We start from the raw sequence: 19,571 nt of genomic DNA on the forward strand, positions 1-19,571 counted from the left end.
TCCGCTATTTTTCAGACAACTGGTTTTAAAAAATGACGCAAACAAATACATCCAACACAGAAACGGTGATGGAAGACAAACGCTGGCAGTTCTGGATAGACCGGGGCGGCACTTTCACCGACATCGTGGCCAAAAAGCCCGACGGCTCCCTGGTCACGCACAAGCTGCTGTCTGAAAACCCGGAGCAGTACCGTGATGCCGCAGTGGCCGGCATTCGCCATTTGCTGGGCCTGAAAGCCGGCGAAGCCATCCGCGCCGAGGTGGTGGACTGCGTGAAGATGGGCACCACGGTGGCCACCAACGCGCTGCTGGAGCGCAAGGGTGAGCCCACGCTGCTGGTCACCACACGGGGTTTTCGCGATGCGCTGCGCATTGCCTACCAGAACCGGCCCCGGCTGTTTGACCGCAACATTGTCCTGCCCGAGCTGCTTTACAGCGCGGTGCTCGAAGCCCGGGAGCGGGTCGGTGCGCAGGGTGAGGTGCTCCAGGCGCTTGACGAGGTGCTATTAAAAAAGGAGCTGATTGCGCAATACCAGAAAGGACTGAGAAGCCTTGCGATTGTTTTTATGCACGGTTACCGGTTCACGGCGCATGAAAAAGCGGCCAAACGCATTGCGCAGGAAGTGGGGTTCACCCAGATCAGCACCTCGCATGAAACCAGCCCGATGATGAAGTTTGTCAGCCGTGGCGACACCACGGTGGTGGACGCCTACCTGTCGCCCATCCTGCGCCGTTACGTGGAGCAGGTGGCCAGTGAGATGCCGGGGGTGAAACTCTTTTTCATGCAGTCTTCGGGCGGCCTGACCGATGCACATGTGTTCCAGGGCAAGGATGCCATCCTGAGCGGCCCGGCCGGCGGCATCGTGGGCATGGCCCGCACCGCTGCGATTGCAGGGCATGCCAGGGTGATCGGCTTTGACATGGGCGGCACCTCCACCGACGTTTCGCATTACGCCGGTGAGTTCGAACGCGAGTTTGAAACCCAGGTGGCCGGTGTGCGCATGCGCGCGCCCATGATGAGCATCCATACCGTGGCAGCCGGCGGCGGCTCCATCCTCAAGTTTGACGGCGAGCGTTTTCGCGTGGGCCCGCAGAGTGCCGGCGCCAACCCCGGCCCGGCCAGCTACCGGCGCGGCGGCCGGCTGGCAGTGACGGATGCGAACGTGATGGTCGGCAAGGTGCAGCCGCGTTATTTCCCCAAGGTCTTCGGCCCGAATGCCGACGAGCCGCTGAGCTACGAGGCGGTAGAAGCCCAGTTCAATGAGCTGGCCGGGCAAACCGGGCGCAGTGCCGAGGTGGTGGCAGAGGGTTTTATCAATATCGCCGTGCAGCAGATGGCCAATGCCATCAAAAAAATCTCTGTCGCGCGCGGTTACGACGTCACACGCTACACCCTGCAGTGCTTTGGCGGTGCCGGCGGCCAGCACGCCTGCCTGGTGGCTGATGCACTGGGCATGACACGGGTGTTTGTGCATCCTCTGGCGGGCGTGCTGAGTGCCTATGGCATGGGGCTGGCCGACCAGAACGTGATCCGCGAACGGGCGGTCGAGCTGAAGCTCTCCGAAGCAGCACTGCCTGAAATCGAAGGCAAGCTCAAGGAGCTCGCCGCCACGGCCGAGGCCGAGTTGCAGCGCCAGCATGTCAATACCGGTGCCATGAGCACGCACCATCGCGTGCATGTGCGTTACGAGGGCAGCGACTCGGCGCTGATCGTGCCCTTCGGCACGCTGGATCAGATTGAAGCAGGGTTTGAGGCGGCCTACCGGCAGCGTTTTGCTTTCCTGATGCAGGGCAAGGCCCTGGTGGTTGAAGCCGTGTCTGTGGAGGCCGTGATCGCAGGTGATGCACCCGCCGAGCCGCGCCATGCCACGCATGAGCCGCGCGAAGTGCCGCGCCGCGAAACTGTGCGCATGTATTCCGGCGGCCAGTGGCACGATGCGGCACTGGTGGTGCGTGAAGACCTGCGGCCAGGCGACATCATCTCCGGCCCGGCCATCATCGCCGAGAAAAACGCGACCACGGTGGTGGAGCCCGGCTGGGAGGCCACCCTGACGGCTTTGGACCACCTGGTCCTTGACCGGCGTGCGCAGCGCGCTATCAAATTTGCAGCAGGCACAACCGTGGACCCGGTGCTGCTGGAAGTGTTCAACAATCTCTTCATGAACATTGCAGAGCAGATGGGCCTGCAGCTGCAGAACACGGCGTATTCGGTCAATATCAAGGAACGCCTGGACTTCAGCTGCGCACTGTTTGACACCGAAGGCAACCTGATCGCCAACGCACCGCACATGCCGGTGCACCTGGGTTCCATGGGCGAGAGCATCAAGACCGTGATCCGCGAGAACGCGGGCAGGATGCAGCCCGGCGATGTGTATGTGCTGAACGATCCCTACCACGGTGGTACGCACCTGCCGGACATCACGGTGATCACGCCTGTGTACCTGGGTGCGTCAGCCGAACCGACCTTTTATGTAGGCAGTCGAGGTCACCATGCCGACATTGGCGGCATCACGCCGGGCTCCATGCCGCCGTTCTCCACGCTGATTGAGGAAGAGGGCGTGCAGATCAACAACTTCAAGCTGGTGGAAGGCGGTGTGCTGCGCGAGGCCGAGATGATCGCGCTGCTCAAAAGTGGCAAATACCCCAGCCGCAACCCGCAGCAGAACATGGCCGACCTGAAAGCGCAGATTGCCGCCAATGAAAAAGGCGTGCAGGAACTGCGCAAGATGGTGGAGCAGTTCAGCCTGGAGGTGGTGCTGGCTTATATGCGCCATGTGCAGGACAACGCAGAGGAGTCGGTGCGCCGTGTGATCACGCGCCTGCAGGACGGCGACTTTACGCTGCCGCTGGACAACGGCGCGCAGATCAAGGTGGCGATTCGGGTGGATACCCGGAACCGCAGCGCTGAAATCGACTTTACCGGCACCTCGCCGCAACAGACCAACAACTTCAATGCGCCTACCGCCGTGTGCATGGCTGCCGTGTTATATGTGTTCCGCACACTGGTGGACGACGACATTCCGCTCAATGCGGGTTGCCTGAAACCGCTCAAGGTCGTCATACCGGCCGGCTCCATGCTCAACCCGAACCCGCCGGCTTCGGTGGTGGCGGGCAATGTGGAGACCTCCACCTGCATCACCAACGCGCTTTACGGCGCGCTGGGTGCGATGGCGGCCAGCCAGTGCACCATGAACAACTTCACCTTTGGCAACGAGCGTCACCAGTACTACGAAACCATCTCGGGCGGCTCGGGCGCAGGCGGCGTGATGGACGAGGGCGGCAAGGTCTTGTCGGGTTTCAACGGTACGTCGGTGGTGCAGACGCACATGACCAACTCGCGGCTGACCGACCCGGAAGTGCTGGAGTTCCGTTTCCCGGTGCGGCTGGAGAGTTACGAGATCCGCGCCAACTCGGGCGGCGCAGGCCGCTGGCAGGGCGGCAATGGCGGCGTGCGGCGTGTGCGCTTCCTGGAGGCCATGACGGCCAGCATTTTGTCCAATGGCCGTAAACACGGTGCCTTCGGCATGGCAGGCGGCCAGCCGGGGCAGGTGGGCCAGAACGTGGTGGTGCGGGCAGATGGCCGCATCGAAGCCCTGGGCCACATCGGGCAGGCCGAGATGCAGCCCGGCGACGTGTTTGAAATCCATACGCCGGGCGGCGGAGGTTTTGGCAGACCGTAGGCCGCTGTGTGCTTGAATCTACGGAGGAGTGTGGCCTTGGACCCGCGCAGGTCGATTTCAATGGTGCGGCAGATCGCGTCCAGTGGCAGGTCGTTGGGTAACAGGCCGAAGGGTTCCTCGATCTCGTCGCCCAGCGCGTCCAGTCCAAAGAAGGTGTAGGCCACGATGCCGACCACAAAGGGCGTCATGAAACCGATGGTATCCACCAGCCCGAAGGGCAGCAGGAAGCAGTACATATAGGCCGTGCGGTGCAGCAGCAGGGTATAGGAGAACGGCAGGGGCGAACTCTTGATGCGTTCGCAGGACGCGGCCGCGCTGACCAATGCGCTCAGGGTATTGTCGATGTTGCCGGCCAGCGGCTCGCCAATGCGGCCTGTGCGCAGGCAATGTTGCAGGTCGGAACCCATGTGCTGCATGAGGGCGGTGGTTTTGCCTGTTTTTGGCTGCAGTGCCTGCCACTCTGCGGGCTGCAGCAAGGCCCGTACTTCACCCCGGTCATCCACGCCGCGCAATTGCTGGCGCAACACGTGGCAGAAGGCTATGGCGCGGTAGACCATGCGCACCCGCACATCGGCCAGGTCACTACCTGCTTGGGCGGGCTGCACCGGTGCGGGAAAGTTGATCAGGCTCTGGCACTGGCGCGACAGGTTGCGGCAGCGCAGGAGCAGCTCGCCCCAGAGTTTACGCGCCTCCCAGTAGCGGTCATAAGCGGCAGTGTTGCGAAAACCTAGGAAGATGGCCAGCGGCAGGCCAATCAGCGTGAACGGGATAGCTGTCAGCGTGATTTTCTGGCTGAAGAGTGCCCCGTGCGTGAACGTGACCACAGTGGCCAGCAGGATGTTGACGATCAGGACCGTGCGGATCTGCTGAAGTACTGAGCCGCGCACCACGAGAAACATTCGCAGGCCCGAAGGCCGGTCGCGCACGATCATGTTGGATTCAACTGCAAAAAAGGGGAAGTTTACATTTTTCGCTGGTGACGATCCTGGTCCTTGCAGGGCAGGCAGGCCCCGGCGATGCGGTTGCCGGGTTGCGCAGGCTGGGCTGGTTCGAGGTGCCGCAATGCACGCCGCACGAGGTGTGCTTCGCCTTGAAATCCAGCCGATTACACTGCCTCTTATTGCACATTGCACTTGAACCTGCGGACAAAAAAAGCACTTGGTCCCCGTGGAGTGTGCGCAACCAGCTATCAATTCAGGAGTGCCAGATCATGGGTGCAGCGTTTCTCGACAATGGCAGGCTTCTTGCCCGCTACAACAGCTGGATCAACCTGCGCATGTATGAAGCCTGCGAGACCCTGGCGGACGAAGAGCGTAAACGCGAGCGTGGCGCCTACTTTGGCTCCATCCACAAGACGCTGAACCACCTGGTTGTCACCGACCAGGTCTGGCTCAGGCGGTTTTTGCAGTCAGGCACCGAAAACGGTATTCATTTCGCGGCGCTGGGCGGCGGCCTGATCGAGATACCGCAGGCCTACCGGCTGGACATGGTGCCCTTTGAGGATTGGGCCAGCCTGAAGGCCAAACGCGTTCAGCTTGATGCCGCGATTGAACGCTGGATGGCCGGGATGCCCGAGGACTACCCGCAAATGACCATGCGCTACAGCAACTCAAGAGGCGTGCAACGAGAGCACCCGGCCTGGCAGGCCATGACGCACTTTTTCAATCACCAGACCCATCACAGGGGCCAGACCACCACGCTGCTGATGCAGGCGGGTGTCGATGTCGGCGTGACGGACCTGCTTGCGCTGATGTGATGGATCTTCCGGATGCTATTTAATTGATAGCTGGTCGCGCTCATTTCCCGGGGGCTGGAGGTCTGAAAGATATAAAAAAACCCGCTTGAGAGCGGGTTTTTGTTGCTGAAGCCGGAATTACTTCTTGGCGGCGCCTGCAGCGCTGGCTGCGCTTGTAGCAGGTTTGGCTGTGTCGGCCTTGGCGTCGGCTTTCTTGGCATCCTTGGCTTTTTTCGCGTCGGCTTTTGCGGCCTTGTCTGCATCAGCCTTGGCTTTGGCCTCATCGGCCTTTTTCTTCTTTTCGTCGGCTTTTGCCTTTTTATCGGCTTCCTTTTTTGCCTTGGCTTCATCAGCCTTGGCTTTTGCGTCGGCCTTGGGGTCTTTTTTCTCTTCCTTGGCGGCAGGTGCAGCAGCAGGTGCGGCGGTTACGGCCGCGGCTGGTTTGGCATCCGCTTTTGCGGCGGCAGCCGGTGCTGCAGGTTTGTCATCTTTCCTGGCTGCAGCTGCGGGCGCTGGCGCACCCTTGTAGGTGCTGCCGTTGACGGTCAAACCTGCATCCGACAACGCGGCTGATTTTTTATCCTTGATGCCGGAAATGCGCTTTTCCAGATCGGCCCAGTCCTTGAAGTCGCCTTTTTTGCGCTCGTCGACGATCTTGCCCGAGATAACGGGGCCGATGCCCTTGACGCCGTCGAGTTCGGCTGCGGTCGCCTTGTTGACATCGACAGCAGCAAAAGACACTGCCATGTACATGGCGGCGAAGAACGCCAGCAATTTCTTGAACATGAGAAAACTCCTCGGATATTGGATTGAAAGAAGCCAAGCCATCTTTGCGAATAAGGATGGTCTCATGACTAACGGCCAAGTTTCCGGCAGGTTGACCGGGTTCCTGCCGTTTTAAACGGGGAAACCCTAGTTTTTGCTTAGCTCCGGGCGCCGCCCAGCCAGTGCATGTATGCGGTTACACCGGTTTTTACATCGGCAAAGGCATGATCACAGCCCGCAGCGCGCAGCGCGCCCAGGTCGGCCTGTGTATAGCTCTGGTATTTGCCAACCAGGGCGGGGGGGAAGTCGATGTAGTCGATCAAACCGCCGCGCGCGGCTTCGTCAAGGCTCAGGGGGGCATCGTTCTGGCTTTTGCGCAGGGTGTTGACGACGGCAATGGCCACATCGTTGAAGGGCTGCGCCCGGCCGGTGCCGAGGTTAAAAATGCCGGAGGCTTGCGGATGGTCGAGGAACCACAGGTTGACCGCCACCACGTCGTCGATGAAGACAAAGTCCCGCATCTGCCCGCCCGCGCCGTACCCGCCGTATTCGCCGAACAGCTTGACCTTGCCTTCGGCCTGGAACTGGTTGAACTGGTGAAAGGCGACGCTGGCCATGCGGCCCTTGTGCTGCTCGCGAGGGCCGTAGACATTGAAGTAACGAAAGCCCGCGACCTGGGTCGCCGCATTTTCAAATTTGGCGCCAAGCTCACGCCGCATGCGCTGATCGAACAGCAGCTTGGAGTAGCCGTAGACGTTGAGCGGCTTCTCGAACTCGGGGGACTCCCTGAAGGTATCCGATCCGCCGTAGGTGGCGGCCGATGAGGCGTACAGCAGGCGCGTACCCTGCTCCTGGCAGGACTGGAACAGCTCGCATGACAGGGTGTAGTTGTTGTCCATCATGTACTTGCCGTCAAGCTCCATGGTGTCGCTGCAGGCGCCTTCATGAAACACGGCTTGCACCTGGCCGAAAGCGCCTTCGGCGAACAGGTCGTAGAAATCGTCAGCGTCCACATAGTCGGCAATCTGCAGGTCGGCCAGGTTGCGGAATTTGTCGCCGTGCGTGAGGTCGTCGACGGCGATGATGTCGTTTATGCCGCGGGCGTTGAGCCCCTTGACAATGTTGCTGCCGATAAAACCTGCAGCACCGGTCACAACTATTTTCATGATGAATTCCTTGGAGTCAATGCGCGGGGAAGAGTTCGCTGTAATTGACCGTCGCCGTGCCGAACTTGCCGACCACAATGCCGCCCGCGCGGTTGGCAATCGGCACCGCTTCGCGCAGAGGCATGCCGGTGGCGGCCATGGCGGCCAGCGTGGCAATCACTGTGTCGCCGGCGCCTGTCACATCAAACACTTCGCGTGCCACCGCGGGCACATGCAACTGGCCCTGGTCGTCAAACAGCGTCATGCCGGCCTCGCTGCGGGTGAGCAGCAGGGCTTGCAGGTTGAGGGACGTGCGCAGGTTATGCGCCTTGACCTGCAGGTCGGCATCATCGCGCCAGACGCCTATGACCTGCTCAAGCTCCGCGCGGTTGGGGGTGATGACCGTGGCGTTTTTATAACGTGCGTAGTCGGAACCCTTGGGGTCCACCAGCACGACCTTGCCTGCCGCACGGGCCTGTTCGATCATCAGCGGGATGTGCGCGAGCCCACCCTTGCCGTAGTCCGAAAACAGCACGGCATCATGCTGGGGGTAGAGTTTTTCAAAGGTGGCGGACTGCGAGGCGAGGACTTCGTTTTCAGGCGTGTTTTCAAAATCAAGCCGTATCAGCTGTTGCTGCCTGCCGATCACGCGTAGCTTGACGGTGGTCTTGAGCTGTGCATCCCGGCCGAAGTAAGGTGTGATGCCGGTGTTGGCCACCAGTGCTTCCAGCTGGTGGCTGGCTTCGTCGTCGCCTACCACGCTCAACAGCGAGGCCTGGGCGCCTATCGTGACGATGTTGTAGGCCACGTTGGCAGCTGCGCCTATGCGTTCTTCGGTGCGCGTCACGCGCACCACAGGCACGGGGGCTTCGGGCGAGATGCGGTCTACCGCACCATACCAGTAGCGGTCCAGCATGGCGTCGCCCACGACCAGCACGCGAGCCTTGGCAATCTGTTCAGGAGATAGGGTTGAAACTGTCATGTATGTCTGTTCTAAAACGGCTCAATGCTCAGTGATCGCGTTTCTTGCCAAGCGGACACCGCGGGACCGGCTTTGCCGGGCCGCAAGTGTCGCCCCCTGCAAGGGGGGAGGCGGAGCGAAGCGCAGCCACGGGGGTGTTCATGGATACAACTCTTCTATTCGGCGTGCCGGGTAGCTGTCCCAGGCCTGGCAACCTGGGCAATGCCAGAAATGCTGGGTCGCCTCAAAGCCGCAAGCGGCGCAGCGGTAGCGCATCAGGGGTTTTGTGGCGTGATCAAGCGCGCGCTGCACGAGCTTGTGGTTTTGTTCGGTGCCCAGCGCTTCACCCGCCACCCAGCGGGAGGCAGCTATGAGCGAGGCCTCACGCTCCAGGTGTTGTATGTACCACTGGCGCGCCGAGGCCGGGTTCTGGTCCAGCCTGACCAGGGCATCCATTACATCCACGGAGGGCATGCGTGCATAGTGGGTTTTCAGCAACTCAATGACGGGCGCGCGCATGGCCTGGTTCTGTGCCATGTTCACCAGCAGGCTGGCTGCCAGTGGCAGGGCTTGCGGGGCGGTTTTGTCGAGCTTGAGCAGGGCATCAAGTGCTGCCTGGGGCTGGCCCCGCTGGTTGTGCAGTTTGGCAAGGTCAATCAGGGGGCGGGCCAATGCAGGCGCCAGGCGGCAGGCTTCCAGCAGGTCTCCAAGGGCCTTGTCGGCATCGCCTGCGGCCAGGGCTGCGCTGGCCTGCTCGCAGAGGTAATGGGCTTGCCGCCCGCTAAAGCTGCCATGGCTGGTGCTGTCGAGCTTGCTGGCGATTTCCGTAGCGTGCTGCCAATCGCGCGAGCGTTCGTAGATCGACAGCAGGGCGAGCCGGGCTTCTTCCTCGTAGCTGGTGCCTTCGAGTTTGCGCAGTGCGGCTTCCGCACGGTCCAGCAGGCCTGCCTTGAGGAAATCAAGCGCCAGAGCATGCTGTGCCCGGTCGCGCTCCGGTTGGGCCAGGTCGCCGCGCGACATCAGGTGCTCGTGCACGCGCACGGCACGTTCGTACTCGCCGCGCCTGCGAAACAGGTTGCCCAGGGCAAAGTGCAGCTCTGAGGTGTCCGGGTCGTTTTGCACAGCCTCGATAAAGGCGTCAATGGCCTGGTCCTGCTGTTCATTGAGCAGGAAATTCAGGCCCCTGAAATAGGCTTTGGGAGCCTGGCGGTTTTCAATGCGAAGCTGCCGCAGGTCGATGCGCGACGCGAGCCAGCCCAGCGTGAAAGCGATGGGAAAACCCAGCAGGACCCATGTGAAATCAAAGTCCATGGCGGGGAATGCTTGTGTTGTTGGCCGGCGCGGCGGGACCGCCGGAAACGACAGGCAGATCGGGATGCGGGACGGAGTGCAGGTGCGTTGCCCTGCGCTTTTTCCACCAGCGCGGCATCATCACCAGGACGCCCAAAGCCAATCCACATGCAAAGGCTGCAAGCACAACCAGCACAAGGGGGGCTTTCCAGAGGGTGCCAAAAAAGAAGTAGACAGCAACAGCTTGCTGGTTATTCAGCGCAAAAGCAAAAAGCGTAAAAAAAATGGCTGCTTTAAGCAGCCACATCAGGTATTTCACTTGGCTTATCTCCTGGGATTCCCCGAAGTGATTGTAGCCAGCGCGTTGCTTGCGTGGCTTATTTTGACGCTTTCGGAGCCGGGTTTGCCAGCAATTCTTCGGTACGGGCATCCACCGCTTCGCGCAGGGCTTTGCCCGGCTTGAAATGGGGCACACGCTTTTCCGGAATTGCGACGCTTTCACCGGACCGGGGGTTCCTGCCCATGCGGGGCGGGCGCCGGTTGACGGAAAAGCTGCCAAACCCCCGAATCTCTATCCTGTGTCCGCGTACCAGCGCATCGCTTACCGCATCAAGAATGGTCTTGACGGCGTATTCGGCATCGCGGTGCGTCAACTGGCTGAATCGGGCGGCCAGTTCTTCTACAAGATCGCTTCGGGTCATAAAAAAGAGGGACAGCGAAATGGCGTGCAGCAGTTGTACACAGGTACAACCAGCGAACACGCCATTTCGCGGGAGGTCCGATTATTTCTCGTTGTTTTCCATCTTGGCGCGCAGCAGTGCGCCGAGGTTGGTCAAACCAGCGTTTTCACGCGAGGACTGCTGGCTCAGGCTAGCCATGGCTTCCTGCTGGTCAGCGTTGTCCTTGGCCTTGACCGACAGCTGGATGTTGCGGGTCTTGCGATCCACGTTCACCACGACTGCCGACACTTCGTCGCCTTCTTTCAGCACGTTGCGCGCGTCTTCAACGCGGTCACGGCTGATTTCGCTGGCACGCAGGTAACCAATGATGTCTTCACCGAGGTCGATCTCGGCGCCTTTGGCGTCAACCGTCTTGACCTTGCCGGTCACGATCGCGCCCTTGTCGTTGATAGACACGAACGTGGTGAACGGATCGGAATCCAGCTGCTTGATGCCCAGGGAGATGCGCTCGCGGTCAACGTCGACAGCCAGCACAATCGCTTCAACTTCCTGGCCCTTTTTGTAGTTGCGAACTGCGGCTTCGCCGGGCTCGTTCCACGAGAGGTCAGACAGGTGCACGAGGCCGTCGATGCCGGCAGCCAGGCCCACAAAGACGCCGAAGTCGGTGATCGACTTGATCGGGCCCTTGACGCGGTCGCCGCGCTTGGTGTCCTGTGCAAATTCTTGCCATGGGTTGGCCTTGCACTGTTTCATGCCCAGGCTGATACGGCGCTTGTCTTCGTCGATCTCGAGGACCATGACTTCGACTTCGTCGCCCAGGGCCACGAGCTTGCTCGGTGCCACGTTCTTGTTGGTCCAGTCCATTTCGGACACGTGGACCAGGCCTTCGATGCCGGGTTCGAGTTCCACAAACGCGCCGTAGTCGGCGATGTTGGTGATCTTGCCGAACAGGCGCGTGCCTTGCGGATAGCGGCGGTTCACGCCCATCCAGGGATCGTCGCCCATTTGTTTCAGGCCCAGGGACACGCGGTTTTTCTCGGTGTCGAACTTCAGGATCTTGGCCACGATTTCCTGGCCAGCTGTCACCACTTCGCTTGGGTGACGCACGCGGCGCCATGCCATGTCGGTGATGTGCAGCAGGCCGTCAATGCCGCCCAGGTCAACGAACGCACCGTATTCGGTGATGTTCTTGACGACGCCCTTGACTGCAGTGCCCTCTTTCAGGGTTTCCATCAGCTTGGCGCGCTCTTCACCCATCGATGCTTCGACAACCGCACGGCGTGACAGCACGACGTTGTTGCGCTTGCGATCGAGCTTGATGACCTTGAATTCCATGGTCTTGTTCTCGTACGGAGACAAGTCCTTGATGGGGCGGGTGTCGATGAGCGAACCGGGCAGGAAAGCGCGGATGCCGTTGACGAGTACGGTGAGGCCGCCCTTGACCTTGCCGCTGGTCTGGCCGGTGACGAATTCGCCGGACTCCAGGGCTTTTTCCAGGCTCATCCACGAAGCCAGTCGCTTGGCCTTGTCGCGGGACAGCAGGGTGTCGCCATAGCCGTTTTCGACGGAGTCGATGGCCACGGAGACAAAGTCGCCGACCTGAACTTCGAGTTCGCCCTGGTCGTTCTTGAATTCTTCGAGGGGGACATACGCCTCGGATTTGAGTCCGGCGTTCACAACCACGTGGTTGTGATCGATACGCACTACTTCAGCGGTGATGACTTCACCGGTACGCATTTCAGAGCGTTGCAGCGATTCGTTAAATAGGTCGGCAAAAGATTCAGACATGGTTTTCCTAGTCCACACAACAGGGTTCAATTAGCGGAATTGCTAAAAGTTTTGGATCTGCTTGCGGCTTTGTGTTGCGGTCAATAAAGACTGCGGGTTACGTTGATGTTCCTGCTGACCAATGCGCCACGATGAGGCGCGACAGGGGTCAGAAGGGCCGGCTACCTTGCCACCACTCAATCACCTGGTCCACCGAGTTTTCAATCGACAGATAGGAGTTGTCCAGCAGTTTGGCGTCATCAGCAGGCTTTAAAGGGGCTGCTTTTCGCGACATGTCGCGCGCATCACGTGCCTCTAAATCTTGCTGAATGCTTGCCAGTGTAGCCGAATTTCCCTTTGAAATCAACTGCTTATAGCGGCGTTCGGCGCGGTGTTCGGCACTGGCGGTCAGGTAGATTTTCAGCTGCGCCCCGGGGAAAACCACAGTTCCCATGTCGCGACCGTCCGCCACAAGGCCCGGCAGGCACCTGAAACCGTGCTGCAGCTCCAGCAGTGCCGTGCGAACCTGTGGGTGGGCGGATACTTTCGAGGCCGCCATGCCGGCTGCCTCGGTGCGGATGGCGTCAGAAACATCCTTGCCATCCAGAAACACCTTTTCGCCCTTAAAGCGGACGGGCAGGGTGCGTGCAATGCCCGCCACGCCATCCCCGTCGTCCAGCGATATGCCGGCCTGTGCGGCGGCAAAGGCGCTCAGGCGGTAAAGGGCGCCCGAGTCGAGGTAGTGGTAACCAAGGCGGTGGGCGGCCAGGGCCGCCAGTGTTCCCTTGCCGGAGGCGGTCGGGCCGTCGATGCAAATGACCGGGATGTGGTCGTTTTCGGCCTCGGTCACGGCAAACAGGGCTTCAAAATAGTCGGGGAAGGTCTTGGCCACGCATTTGGGGTCGAGGATCCGCACCGGCAACTGCGCCGGGTTGAACGCCGCCAGTGAAAAACACATGGCAACACGGTGGTCGTCGTAGGTGTGGATGGCGCCTGTGGCCCATGCCGAGGGGCTGGCAGGGGGCGTGATCCTGATGTAATCGGCCCCTTCTTCCACCGTGGCACCGAATTTGCGCAATTCGCAGGCCATGGCGGCAATGCGGTCGGTTTCCTTGACGCGCCAGCTTGCGATATTGCGCAATACCGTGGTGCCCTCGGCGTAAAGCGCCATGACGGCCAGCGTCATGGCGGCGTCGGGAATGTGGTTGCAATCCAGGTCAATCGCTTTCAGCGGCCAGCCTTCGCCTGGTTTGCCGCGTGAAATGCGCAGAGAGTTGGCTGTGCTGTCGATGTGCGCACCCATCATCCGGGCAGCTTCCACGAAGCGGATATCACCCTGGATGGAGTCCGCTCCCACGCCCAGGATTTTTATGCCTTTTTGGCCTTTGGTCGGCGCTGCGATTGCGCCAAGCGCTATGAAATAGCTAGCAGATGAGGCATCGCCTTCGACATGGATTTCACCCGGTGACCGGTACTGGCTGCCTGCCGGGATGGTGAACCGCTCCCAGCCTTCGCGCTGCACGTCGATCCCGAAGCGCTTGAGCAGCTTGAGCGTGATCTCAATATAGGGCCTGGAAATCAGCTCGCCGATCACCTCGATACGGATGTCGTGGACCGCCACCAGTGGCAAGGCCATGAGCAGGGCAGTCAAAAACTGGCTGGAGACGTCGCCTCGGACGCGAATCGGTGCATCGAGCTTCAGGGTTCCCGGATAGAGGCGCAGGGGTGGGAAACCTTCGTTGCCAAGGTAGTCAATGCCACAACCAAGCTGCCTGAGCGCATCGACCAGGTCGCCAATGGGGCGCTCATGCATGCGCGGTATGCCCGACAGCTCGAACTCACCGCCCAGCAAGGCCAGCGCGGCGGTAAGGGGTCGCATGGCGGTGCCGGCATTGCCCATGAACAGGCTGGCCTTTTTTGTGAGCAACTGGCCGCCCAGTCCTTCAATGCTGACCGTGTCGCCCTTTTTCTGGACGGAGCAACCCAGTTGCTTGAGCGCAGCCAGCATCACGGCGGTGTCGTCAGACACCAGCACGTCATGGACGGTGGTCTTTCCGTGGCTTAAGGCTGCCAGCAACAAAACCCGGTTGGAAATGCTTTTGGAGCCGGGCAGGCGAACCGTGCCGCCCGCTTTGGCCAGTGGCGGGATATCCAGATACTCAACATCGAACATGGCGAAAACCTGGTTACTTGTGTGATTTTTGTGAGGCAATGCGCCAGTTTGCACGGGTTTCGCTGGCCTGCTCAATAAGGCTTTCCAGTGCATCGCCATCGCCGCTGGTAATCAGGTTTTCAAGCGACTGCAGGGTTTTTTGAAATATCCTGGACTGGTCCAGCAGTTCCTCCCGGTTGGCGACCAGGATGTCGCGCCACATTTTGGGGTCGCTTGCTGCAATCCGCGTGAAGTCGCGGAATCCCGGACCGGCCAGCGACATGTATTCTTTTCCGTGGTCCTGGCCTGCAATGCCGTTGATCATGGCAAAAGCAATGAGGTGAGGCAGATGGCTGACCGCAGCGTAAGCCGCATCATGGGACTGTGGCGACATCTTCACGACATGGCAGCCGAGGGCGGTCCATACATCGACCGCTTTCTGCAACTGGACGGTGAAGGTGCGTTCAATGGGGGTCAGGATGACCTGTTTGCCGGCATACAAATTGACATCGGCATGTTCAACGCCGGACACTTCCTTGCCCGTGATCGGATGGGCGGGCACAAAACAGCCTACGTGGTCGCGCAGCACGCGGCGTGCGGCATCTACTACGTCGCGTTTGGTGGAGCCCACATCCATGACCAGGGTGTTGGGGGTGAGGAGGTGCCGGATGGCCTTGAAGCTTGCCTCGGTGGCGGAGACCGGAACGGCCAGCAGCACGATATCGGCACCTGAAACTGCCAGCAGTGCCGATGGCGCCTCCACGTCAATGACTCCCATCTGGCGTGCGCGCTCCGTGGTGGACGGCGACTTGCTGTAACCCACGATGCGTTTGACGAGGCCTGCACGTTTGAGCGCGAGCGCAAACGAGCCGCCCATGAGTCCGCAGCCGATGAGGCCTAATTGTTCAAACATGAAATGAAACCGTTATTTTGAAATGCATGCACGTCTTCAGGCCCTGGCCTTCGCTTCATTCGCTGACAGGGTAGGTTCCCAGAACCTTGTAAAACGCACACAGCTGCTGCAGCTCGGCCAGCGCTGCCTTGACGTTGGCCTGTGAGGGGTGTCCCTGCAGATCGATATAAAAATAGTATTCCCACTGGCCCGAGCGCGCAGGCCGCGACTCAAAGCGCGTCATGGACACGCCGTGGTTCTTTAGCGGAACCAGCAGGTCATGGACAGCGCCTGGCCGGTTGGTGACCGAGACCACGAGGCTGATGCAGTCCTTGCCCGAGGCGGGCGGTGCCGGCAGGGTTTGAGGCAAGCACACGATGGCAAAACGCGTGCGGTTGTAGGCATCGTCCTGTATGCCGTGCGCCGGCGTGTGCAGGCCAAACTGTGTCCCGGCCCGCTCGCTGGCAATGCCGGCCCAGGCCGGGTTGGTGGATGCCAGCCTGGCGCCTTCCGCATTGCTGGAGGCCGCGTGCCGGGTGGCATTGGGCAGGTGGGTTGTCAACCAGCCCTGGCATTGCGCCAGCGCCTGGGGGTGGGCATAGACGGCCTCGATGCCATCCATGGAATCGGTCAGGCGCAGCAGGTTGTGCCGCACTACCAGGCTGAGCTCGCCGATGATGTGCAGCGGGGAGTGCAGCAGCAGGTCCAGGGAGCGCGATACGACGCCTTCGGTCGAGTTCTCGACCGGCACCACGCCATAGCCGGCACTGCCCGAAGCCGTTGCATGAAATACTTCGTCGAAGTTTGCGCAGGGGACGTGCTCAATGCTGGCCCCGAAAAACTGCAGGGCGGCTTGCTCACTGAAGGTGCCGGCAGGGCCCAGGTAGGCGACGCGCACCGGAGACTCCAGGGCCAGGCAGGCGGACATGATTTCGCGCCAGACGGCGGCAACATGTTCACTTTTGAGCGGTCCGGTATTGGCCTGCTGGATCTGCTCAATCACCTTGGCGACGCGGTCAGGCCTCAGAAAGGGCGTGCCCTCGCGTTTTTTGACTTCCCCGACCTGTTCTGCGACCCGCGCGCGGCGGTTCAGCAAGGTCAGCAATTCCTGGTCTATGGCGTCAATCTGAACGCGCAAATCAGCGAGGTTTAGTGTCATTTCTTGGTGGCAGGCTTGCTTTTCTCGGATGAACCCGATGTTGATGGAGCTGCCTTGGGGGCTGGGCTCGCGCCTATGATTTTTGCGGCGGTACTGTCAAACTGCTTGACGCGGGCCGTCACGTCGGTGCGCGTGGCTTCAATCAGTTGCTTGACAAAGAGGCCACCCAGTTCCGGCGCGGCAGCCTGGTATTTCTTGATGGTGGGGGACTCGAAAAAAGCGGCCAGCTGCTTGAGTTCATCCAGCGTGAAACGATCCATGTAGGCCGGGATAAGCGTGTCTGTGCTGACCTTGCCGACCTTGCTGTTGATTGCTTTTGAGATGTCATCAAAACATTTCTTCAGCTCGGCATTGAGCTCGTCTGTCACTTGCTGCTGCCTGGCTTTGGGGACGTCGGTCTGGAGTTTGGGTCCCCAGTTTTGCAGGACTTCCTGCGTTGCGCTGTCGGCAAGCTGCCCAATCATGCGCTCAAGCTCAGGGCCTTGCTGCAGGGTCACGACCTTGGTGGCCCATTCCAGTTTGGGGTCCGCAGTTTGCGCGTGGCCCGCCGTTGAAAATGCAAGGCTCGCAATGGCCAGGGCGGTCAGTAGTTTTTTCATTCGCTGGTTTCCGGGTTAGAAGGTGGTGTGTCTGCGGACGGATCATTTTTGCCCGTGCCGTTTTCGCCAGGATTGGCGTTGTCGCTGGTGTTGTCGTTATCGTCGAGCGTGGCGTCGTTTTCAACGATGCGCTGTAAACCGCTCAATTGTGAGCCCTCGTCCAGACCAATGAGCGTGACGCCCTGGGTGGCCCTTCCCATCTCGCGGATTTCACTCACCCGGGTGCGCACGAGCACGCCCTTGTCGGTGATCAGCATGATCTCATCGTCAGTATGTACCAGCGTCGCGGCAACGACCTTGCCGTTGCGCTCGCTTTGCTGGATGGCAATCATGCCCTTGGTGCCTCGTCCGTGGCGGGTGTATTCGGTGATGGAGGTGCGTTTGCCGTAGCCGTTCTGGGTTGCCGTCAGAACGCTTTGCTGTTCGTCTTCTGCGACCAGCATGGCAATCACGCTCTGGCCAGCCTCCAGCGACATGCCGCGCACGCCACGGGCATTGCGGCCCAAGGGGCGAACGTCCTCTTCGTCAAAGCGAACGGCCTTGCCGCCATCGCTGAACAGCATCACGTCGTGTTTTCCGTCTGTGAGGGCCGCGCCTATCAGGTAGTCGCCGTCGTCCAGGTTCACGGCGATGATGCCGCCCTTGCGCGGGTTGTTGAACTCATCCAGCGCGGTTTTTTTCACCGTGCCCATGGACGTCGCCATGAACACATACTGGTCAGCGGGGAAGGTGCGCTTCTCGCCGGTCAGGGCCAGCACGACGGTAATTTTTTCGCCTTCCTGGAGAGGGAACATGTTGACGATGGGTCGGCCGCGTGAACCGCGCGAGCCCGCAGGAACTTCCCATACCTTGAGCCAGTAAAGCCGCCCGCGGTTGGAGAAGCACAGGATGTAGTCGTGTGTATTGGCGATGAAGAGCTGGTCCACCCAGTCGTCTTCCTTGGTCGCAGTGGCCTGTTTGCCGCGTCCCCCGCGCTTCTGTGCGCGGTATTCCGAGAGCGGCTGGCTTTTGATATAGCCTGTGTGCGACAGCGTGACCACCATGTCCGTCGGTGTGATCAGGTCCTCGGTGCTCAGGTCAAAGGAGCTGTGCTCGATCTGGCTGCGGCGCGCGCCGAGCTTGGTCAGGCCGAACTCCTGCTTGATGGTGCCCAGTTCTTCGCCAATGATGACGGACACCCGTTCCGGCCGTGCCAGGATGTCCAGCAAGTCATCGATCTCTGCCATGACCTCCTTATACTCGGCCACGATTTTGTCCTGTTCAAGGCCGGTCAGGCGTTGCAGGCGCATCTGCAGGATTTCCTGTGCCTGTGTGTCCGAGAGCCGGTACAGCCCGTCACCGCCCATGCCAAAGGCTTTTTCCAGCCCGTCGGGGCGGTAGTCGTCGGCATTGACCACACCGCCGTCGGCGCGGGTACGCGTGAGCATTTCACGCACCAGGCTGCTGTCCCACGGGCGCAGCATCAGTTCGGCTTTGGCTACAGGCGGAGTTGGCGCATTGCGGATGATGGCAATGAAGTCGTCAATATTGGCCAGAGCCACGGCCAGGCCTTCCAGCACATGGCCGCGTTCGCGGGCCTTGCGCAGGGTAAAAACAGTGCGGCGTGTCACGACTTCGCGGCGGTGCGACAGGAAAACCTGGATCAGGTCCTTCAGGTTGCAGAGTTTGGGCTGACCGTTGATCAGCGCAACCATGTTGATGCCGAAGGTGTCCTGCAACTGCGTCTGTTTGTAAAGGTTGTTCAGAACAACCTCCGGCACTTCCCCGCGCTTGAGTTCGATCACAAGGCGCATGCCGGACTTGTCGCTCTCGTCCTGGATGTGGCTGATGCCCTCGATTTTTTTTTCGTGGACCAGTTCTGCCATGCGCTCCTGCAAGGTCTTTTTATTGACCTGGTAGGGCAACTCGTCAACGATGATGGATTGGCGCTGGCCCTTGTCAATGTCCTCGAAATGGCATTTGGCACGCATCACCACCTTGCCGCGCCCGGTGCGGTAGCCGTCCTTCACGCCGTTGATGCCGTAAATGATGCCGCCTGTAGGAAAGTCGGGTGCCGGAACGATTTCCATCAGTTCCTCGATCGAGGCCTCCGGGTTTTTCAGCATGTGCAGGCAGGCATCCACGACCTCGTTGAGGTTGTGCGGTGGAATGTTGGTGGCCATGCCCACGGCAATGCCGCCTGAGCCGTTAACCAGCAGGTTCGGCAGGCGCGTCGGCATGACCAGGGGCTCCTGTTCGCTACCGTCATAGTTGGGGCCAAAGTCGACGGTTTCCTTGTCGAGATCGGCCAGCAATTCATGGGCGACCTTTGCCAGGCGGATTTCCGTGTAGCGCATCGCGGCGGCATTGTCGCCATCGACAGACCCGAAGTTGCCCTGGCCGTCAACCAGCAGGTGGCGCATGGAGAAGTCCTGCGCCATCCGCACGATGGTGTCGTACACCGACTGGTCGCCGTGCGGGTGATATTTACCAATCACGTCACCCACGATACGCGCCGATTTTTTGTAGGGGCGGTTCCAGTCGTTATTCAGCTCGTGCATCGCAAACAGGACACGCCTGTGCACGGGTTTGAGTCCGTCCCTTGCATCGGGCAGGGCGCGCCCCACGATCACGCTCATCGCGTAATCGAGGTAACTGCGCCGCATCTCCTCTTCAAGACTGATGGGCAGGGTTTCTTTTGCAAACTGGGTCATTGAGAGGCCTGAATAGAATTGGACGCGATCTGCTCTGGGCAGCACACCGGATT

14 protein-coding genes and 1 pseudogene are annotated in these 19,571 nt (G+C 60.4%); 2 read left to right on the top strand and 13 right to left on the bottom strand.

Going from position 1 to position 19,571, the window contains the following annotated elements; all coding sequences use genetic code 11:
• Positions 1 to 32: 32 nt before the first annotated feature.
• Positions 33 to 3,680 carry a hydantoinase B/oxoprolinase family protein gene (locus ACFQND_RS02470; RefSeq protein ID WP_377412214.1) on the top strand — a complete coding sequence of 1,216 codons (3,648 nt, stop codon included), beginning with the start codon at positions 33 to 35 and terminating at the stop codon, positions 3,678 to 3,680.
• A 38-nt stretch (positions 3,681 to 3,718) separates the two neighbouring features.
• Here ACFQND_RS02470 and ACFQND_RS02475 read toward each other — a convergent pair.
• Positions 3,719 to 4,612, bottom strand: a pseudogene (locus ACFQND_RS02475) (bestrophin family protein); the annotation flags it as partial.
• Between the two features lie 278 nt (positions 4,613 to 4,890).
• Here ACFQND_RS02475 and ACFQND_RS02480 point away from each other — a divergent pair.
• Positions 4,891 to 5,436, top strand: a complete 546-nt coding sequence (locus ACFQND_RS02480) for a DinB family protein (protein ID WP_371434421.1) — start codon at positions 4,891 to 4,893, stop codon at positions 5,434 to 5,436.
• A 117-nt stretch (positions 5,437 to 5,553) separates the two neighbouring features.
• On the opposite strand, the gene ACFQND_RS02485 is transcribed toward ACFQND_RS02480, so the two are convergent.
• The 12 genes from ACFQND_RS02485 to gyrA form a co-directional block, all read right to left on the bottom strand.
• Positions 5,554 to 6,201, bottom strand: a complete 648-nt coding sequence (locus tag ACFQND_RS02485; RefSeq protein ID WP_371434422.1) for a ComEA family DNA-binding protein — start codon at positions 6,199 to 6,201, stop codon at positions 5,554 to 5,556.
• A gap of 137 nt (positions 6,202 to 6,338) precedes the next feature.
• Positions 6,339 to 7,346, bottom strand: coding sequence for an ADP-glyceromanno-heptose 6-epimerase (gene rfaD / locus ACFQND_RS02490; protein WP_371434423.1), 1,008 nt, complete (start codon positions 7,344 to 7,346; stop codon positions 6,339 to 6,341).
• A gap of 16 nt (positions 7,347 to 7,362) precedes the next feature.
• Positions 7,363 to 8,307, bottom strand: a complete 945-nt coding sequence (rfaE1, locus tag ACFQND_RS02495; protein ID WP_371434424.1) for a D-glycero-beta-D-manno-heptose-7-phosphate kinase — start codon at positions 8,305 to 8,307, stop codon at positions 7,363 to 7,365.
• Positions 8,308 to 8,445: 138 nt separating this feature from the next.
• Positions 8,446 to 9,597 (bottom strand): lipopolysaccharide assembly protein LapB, encoded by a 1,152-nt coding sequence (gene lapB / locus ACFQND_RS02500; protein WP_371434425.1) that lies wholly within the window; start codon positions 9,595 to 9,597, stop codon positions 8,446 to 8,448.
• Positions 9,587 to 9,895 carry a LapA family protein gene (locus ACFQND_RS02505; protein ID WP_371434426.1) on the bottom strand — a complete coding sequence of 103 codons (309 nt, stop codon included), beginning with the start codon at positions 9,893 to 9,895 and terminating at the stop codon, positions 9,587 to 9,589. The genes lapB and ACFQND_RS02505 overlap by 11 nt, the downstream gene beginning before the upstream one ends.
• 58 nt (positions 9,896 to 9,953) lie before the next feature.
• Positions 9,954 to 10,277: an integration host factor subunit beta gene (locus ACFQND_RS02510; RefSeq protein ID WP_371434427.1), complete on the bottom strand. Its 324-nt coding sequence runs from the start codon at positions 10,275 to 10,277 to the stop codon at positions 9,954 to 9,956.
• An 81-nt stretch (positions 10,278 to 10,358) separates the two neighbouring features.
• The gene (gene rpsA, locus ACFQND_RS02515; protein WP_371434428.1) at positions 10,359 to 12,044 is read right to left on the bottom strand and encodes a 30S ribosomal protein S1; all 1,686 of its coding nucleotides are present in this window, start codon (positions 12,042 to 12,044) and stop codon (positions 10,359 to 10,361) included.
• A gap of 148 nt (positions 12,045 to 12,192) precedes the next feature.
• Positions 12,193 to 14,196 carry a bifunctional 3-phosphoshikimate 1-carboxyvinyltransferase/cytidylate kinase gene (locus ACFQND_RS02520; RefSeq protein ID WP_371434429.1) on the bottom strand — a complete coding sequence of 668 codons (2,004 nt, stop codon included), beginning with the start codon at positions 14,194 to 14,196 and terminating at the stop codon, positions 12,193 to 12,195.
• A gap of 13 nt (positions 14,197 to 14,209) precedes the next feature.
• Complete coding sequence (locus ACFQND_RS02525; RefSeq protein WP_371434430.1) at positions 14,210 to 15,088, bottom strand: prephenate dehydrogenase; 879 nt, start codon at positions 15,086 to 15,088, stop codon at positions 14,210 to 14,212.
• Between the two features lie 55 nt (positions 15,089 to 15,143).
• The gene (pheA, locus tag ACFQND_RS02530) at positions 15,144 to 16,226 is read right to left on the bottom strand and encodes a prephenate dehydratase (RefSeq protein ID WP_371434431.1); all 1,083 of its coding nucleotides are present in this window, start codon (positions 16,224 to 16,226) and stop codon (positions 15,144 to 15,146) included.
• Positions 16,223 to 16,825 carry a DUF2059 domain-containing protein gene (locus tag ACFQND_RS02535; protein WP_371434432.1) on the bottom strand — a complete coding sequence of 201 codons (603 nt, stop codon included), beginning with the start codon at positions 16,823 to 16,825 and terminating at the stop codon, positions 16,223 to 16,225. The genes pheA and ACFQND_RS02535 overlap by 4 nt, the downstream gene beginning before the upstream one ends.
• The gene (gene gyrA / locus ACFQND_RS02540) at positions 16,822 to 19,518 is read right to left on the bottom strand and encodes a DNA gyrase subunit A (protein WP_371434433.1); all 2,697 of its coding nucleotides are present in this window, start codon (positions 19,516 to 19,518) and stop codon (positions 16,822 to 16,824) included. Before gyrA ends, ACFQND_RS02535 begins: the two co-directional genes overlap by 4 nt.
• Positions 19,519 to 19,571: the final 53 nt, after the last annotated feature.

The organism is Polaromonas aquatica (assembly GCF_042659145.1).
GTDB lineage: Bacteria > Pseudomonadota > Gammaproteobacteria > Burkholderiales > Burkholderiaceae_C > Polaromonas > Polaromonas aquatica.

What these genes read in the sequence shown, in the direction of transcription:
- ACFQND_RS02470 (WP_377412214.1), top strand. Translation starts at nt 33, where the DNA reads ATGACGCAAACAAATACATCCAACACAGAAACGGTGATGGAAGACAAA.
- ACFQND_RS02480 (WP_371434421.1), top strand. Translation starts at nt 4,891, where the DNA reads ATGGGTGCAGCGTTTCTCGACAATGGCAGGCTTCTTGCCCGCTACAAC.
- ACFQND_RS02485 (WP_371434422.1), bottom strand. Translation starts at nt 6,201, where the DNA reads ATGTTCAAGAAATTGCTGGCGTTCTTCGCCGCCATGTACATGGCAGTG.
- rfaD (WP_371434423.1), bottom strand. Translation starts at nt 7,346, where the DNA reads ATGAAAATAGTTGTGACCGGTGCTGCAGGTTTTATCGGCAGCAACATT.
- rfaE1 (WP_371434424.1), bottom strand. Translation starts at nt 8,307, where the DNA reads ATGACAGTTTCAACCCTATCTCCTGAACAGATTGCCAAGGCTCGCGTG.
- lapB (WP_371434425.1), bottom strand. Translation starts at nt 9,597, where the DNA reads ATGGACTTTGATTTCACATGGGTCCTGCTGGGTTTTCCCATCGCTTTC.
- ACFQND_RS02510 (WP_371434427.1), bottom strand. Translation starts at nt 10,277, where the DNA reads ATGACCCGAAGCGATCTTGTAGAAGAACTGGCCGCCCGATTCAGCCAG.
- rpsA (WP_371434428.1), bottom strand. Translation starts at nt 12,044, where the DNA reads ATGTCTGAATCTTTTGCCGACCTATTTAACGAATCGCTGCAACGCTCT.
- ACFQND_RS02520 (WP_371434429.1), bottom strand. Translation starts at nt 14,196, where the DNA reads ATGTTCGATGTTGAGTATCTGGATATCCCGCCACTGGCCAAAGCGGGC.
- ACFQND_RS02525 (WP_371434430.1), bottom strand. Translation starts at nt 15,088, where the DNA reads ATGTTTGAACAATTAGGCCTCATCGGCTGCGGACTCATGGGCGGCTCG.
- pheA (WP_371434431.1), bottom strand. Translation starts at nt 16,226, where the DNA reads ATGACACTAAACCTCGCTGATTTGCGCGTTCAGATTGACGCCATAGAC.
- ACFQND_RS02535 (WP_371434432.1), bottom strand. Translation starts at nt 16,825, where the DNA reads ATGAAAAAACTACTGACCGCCCTGGCCATTGCGAGCCTTGCATTTTCA.
- gyrA (WP_371434433.1), bottom strand. Translation starts at nt 19,518, where the DNA reads ATGACCCAGTTTGCAAAAGAAACCCTGCCCATCAGTCTTGAAGAGGAG.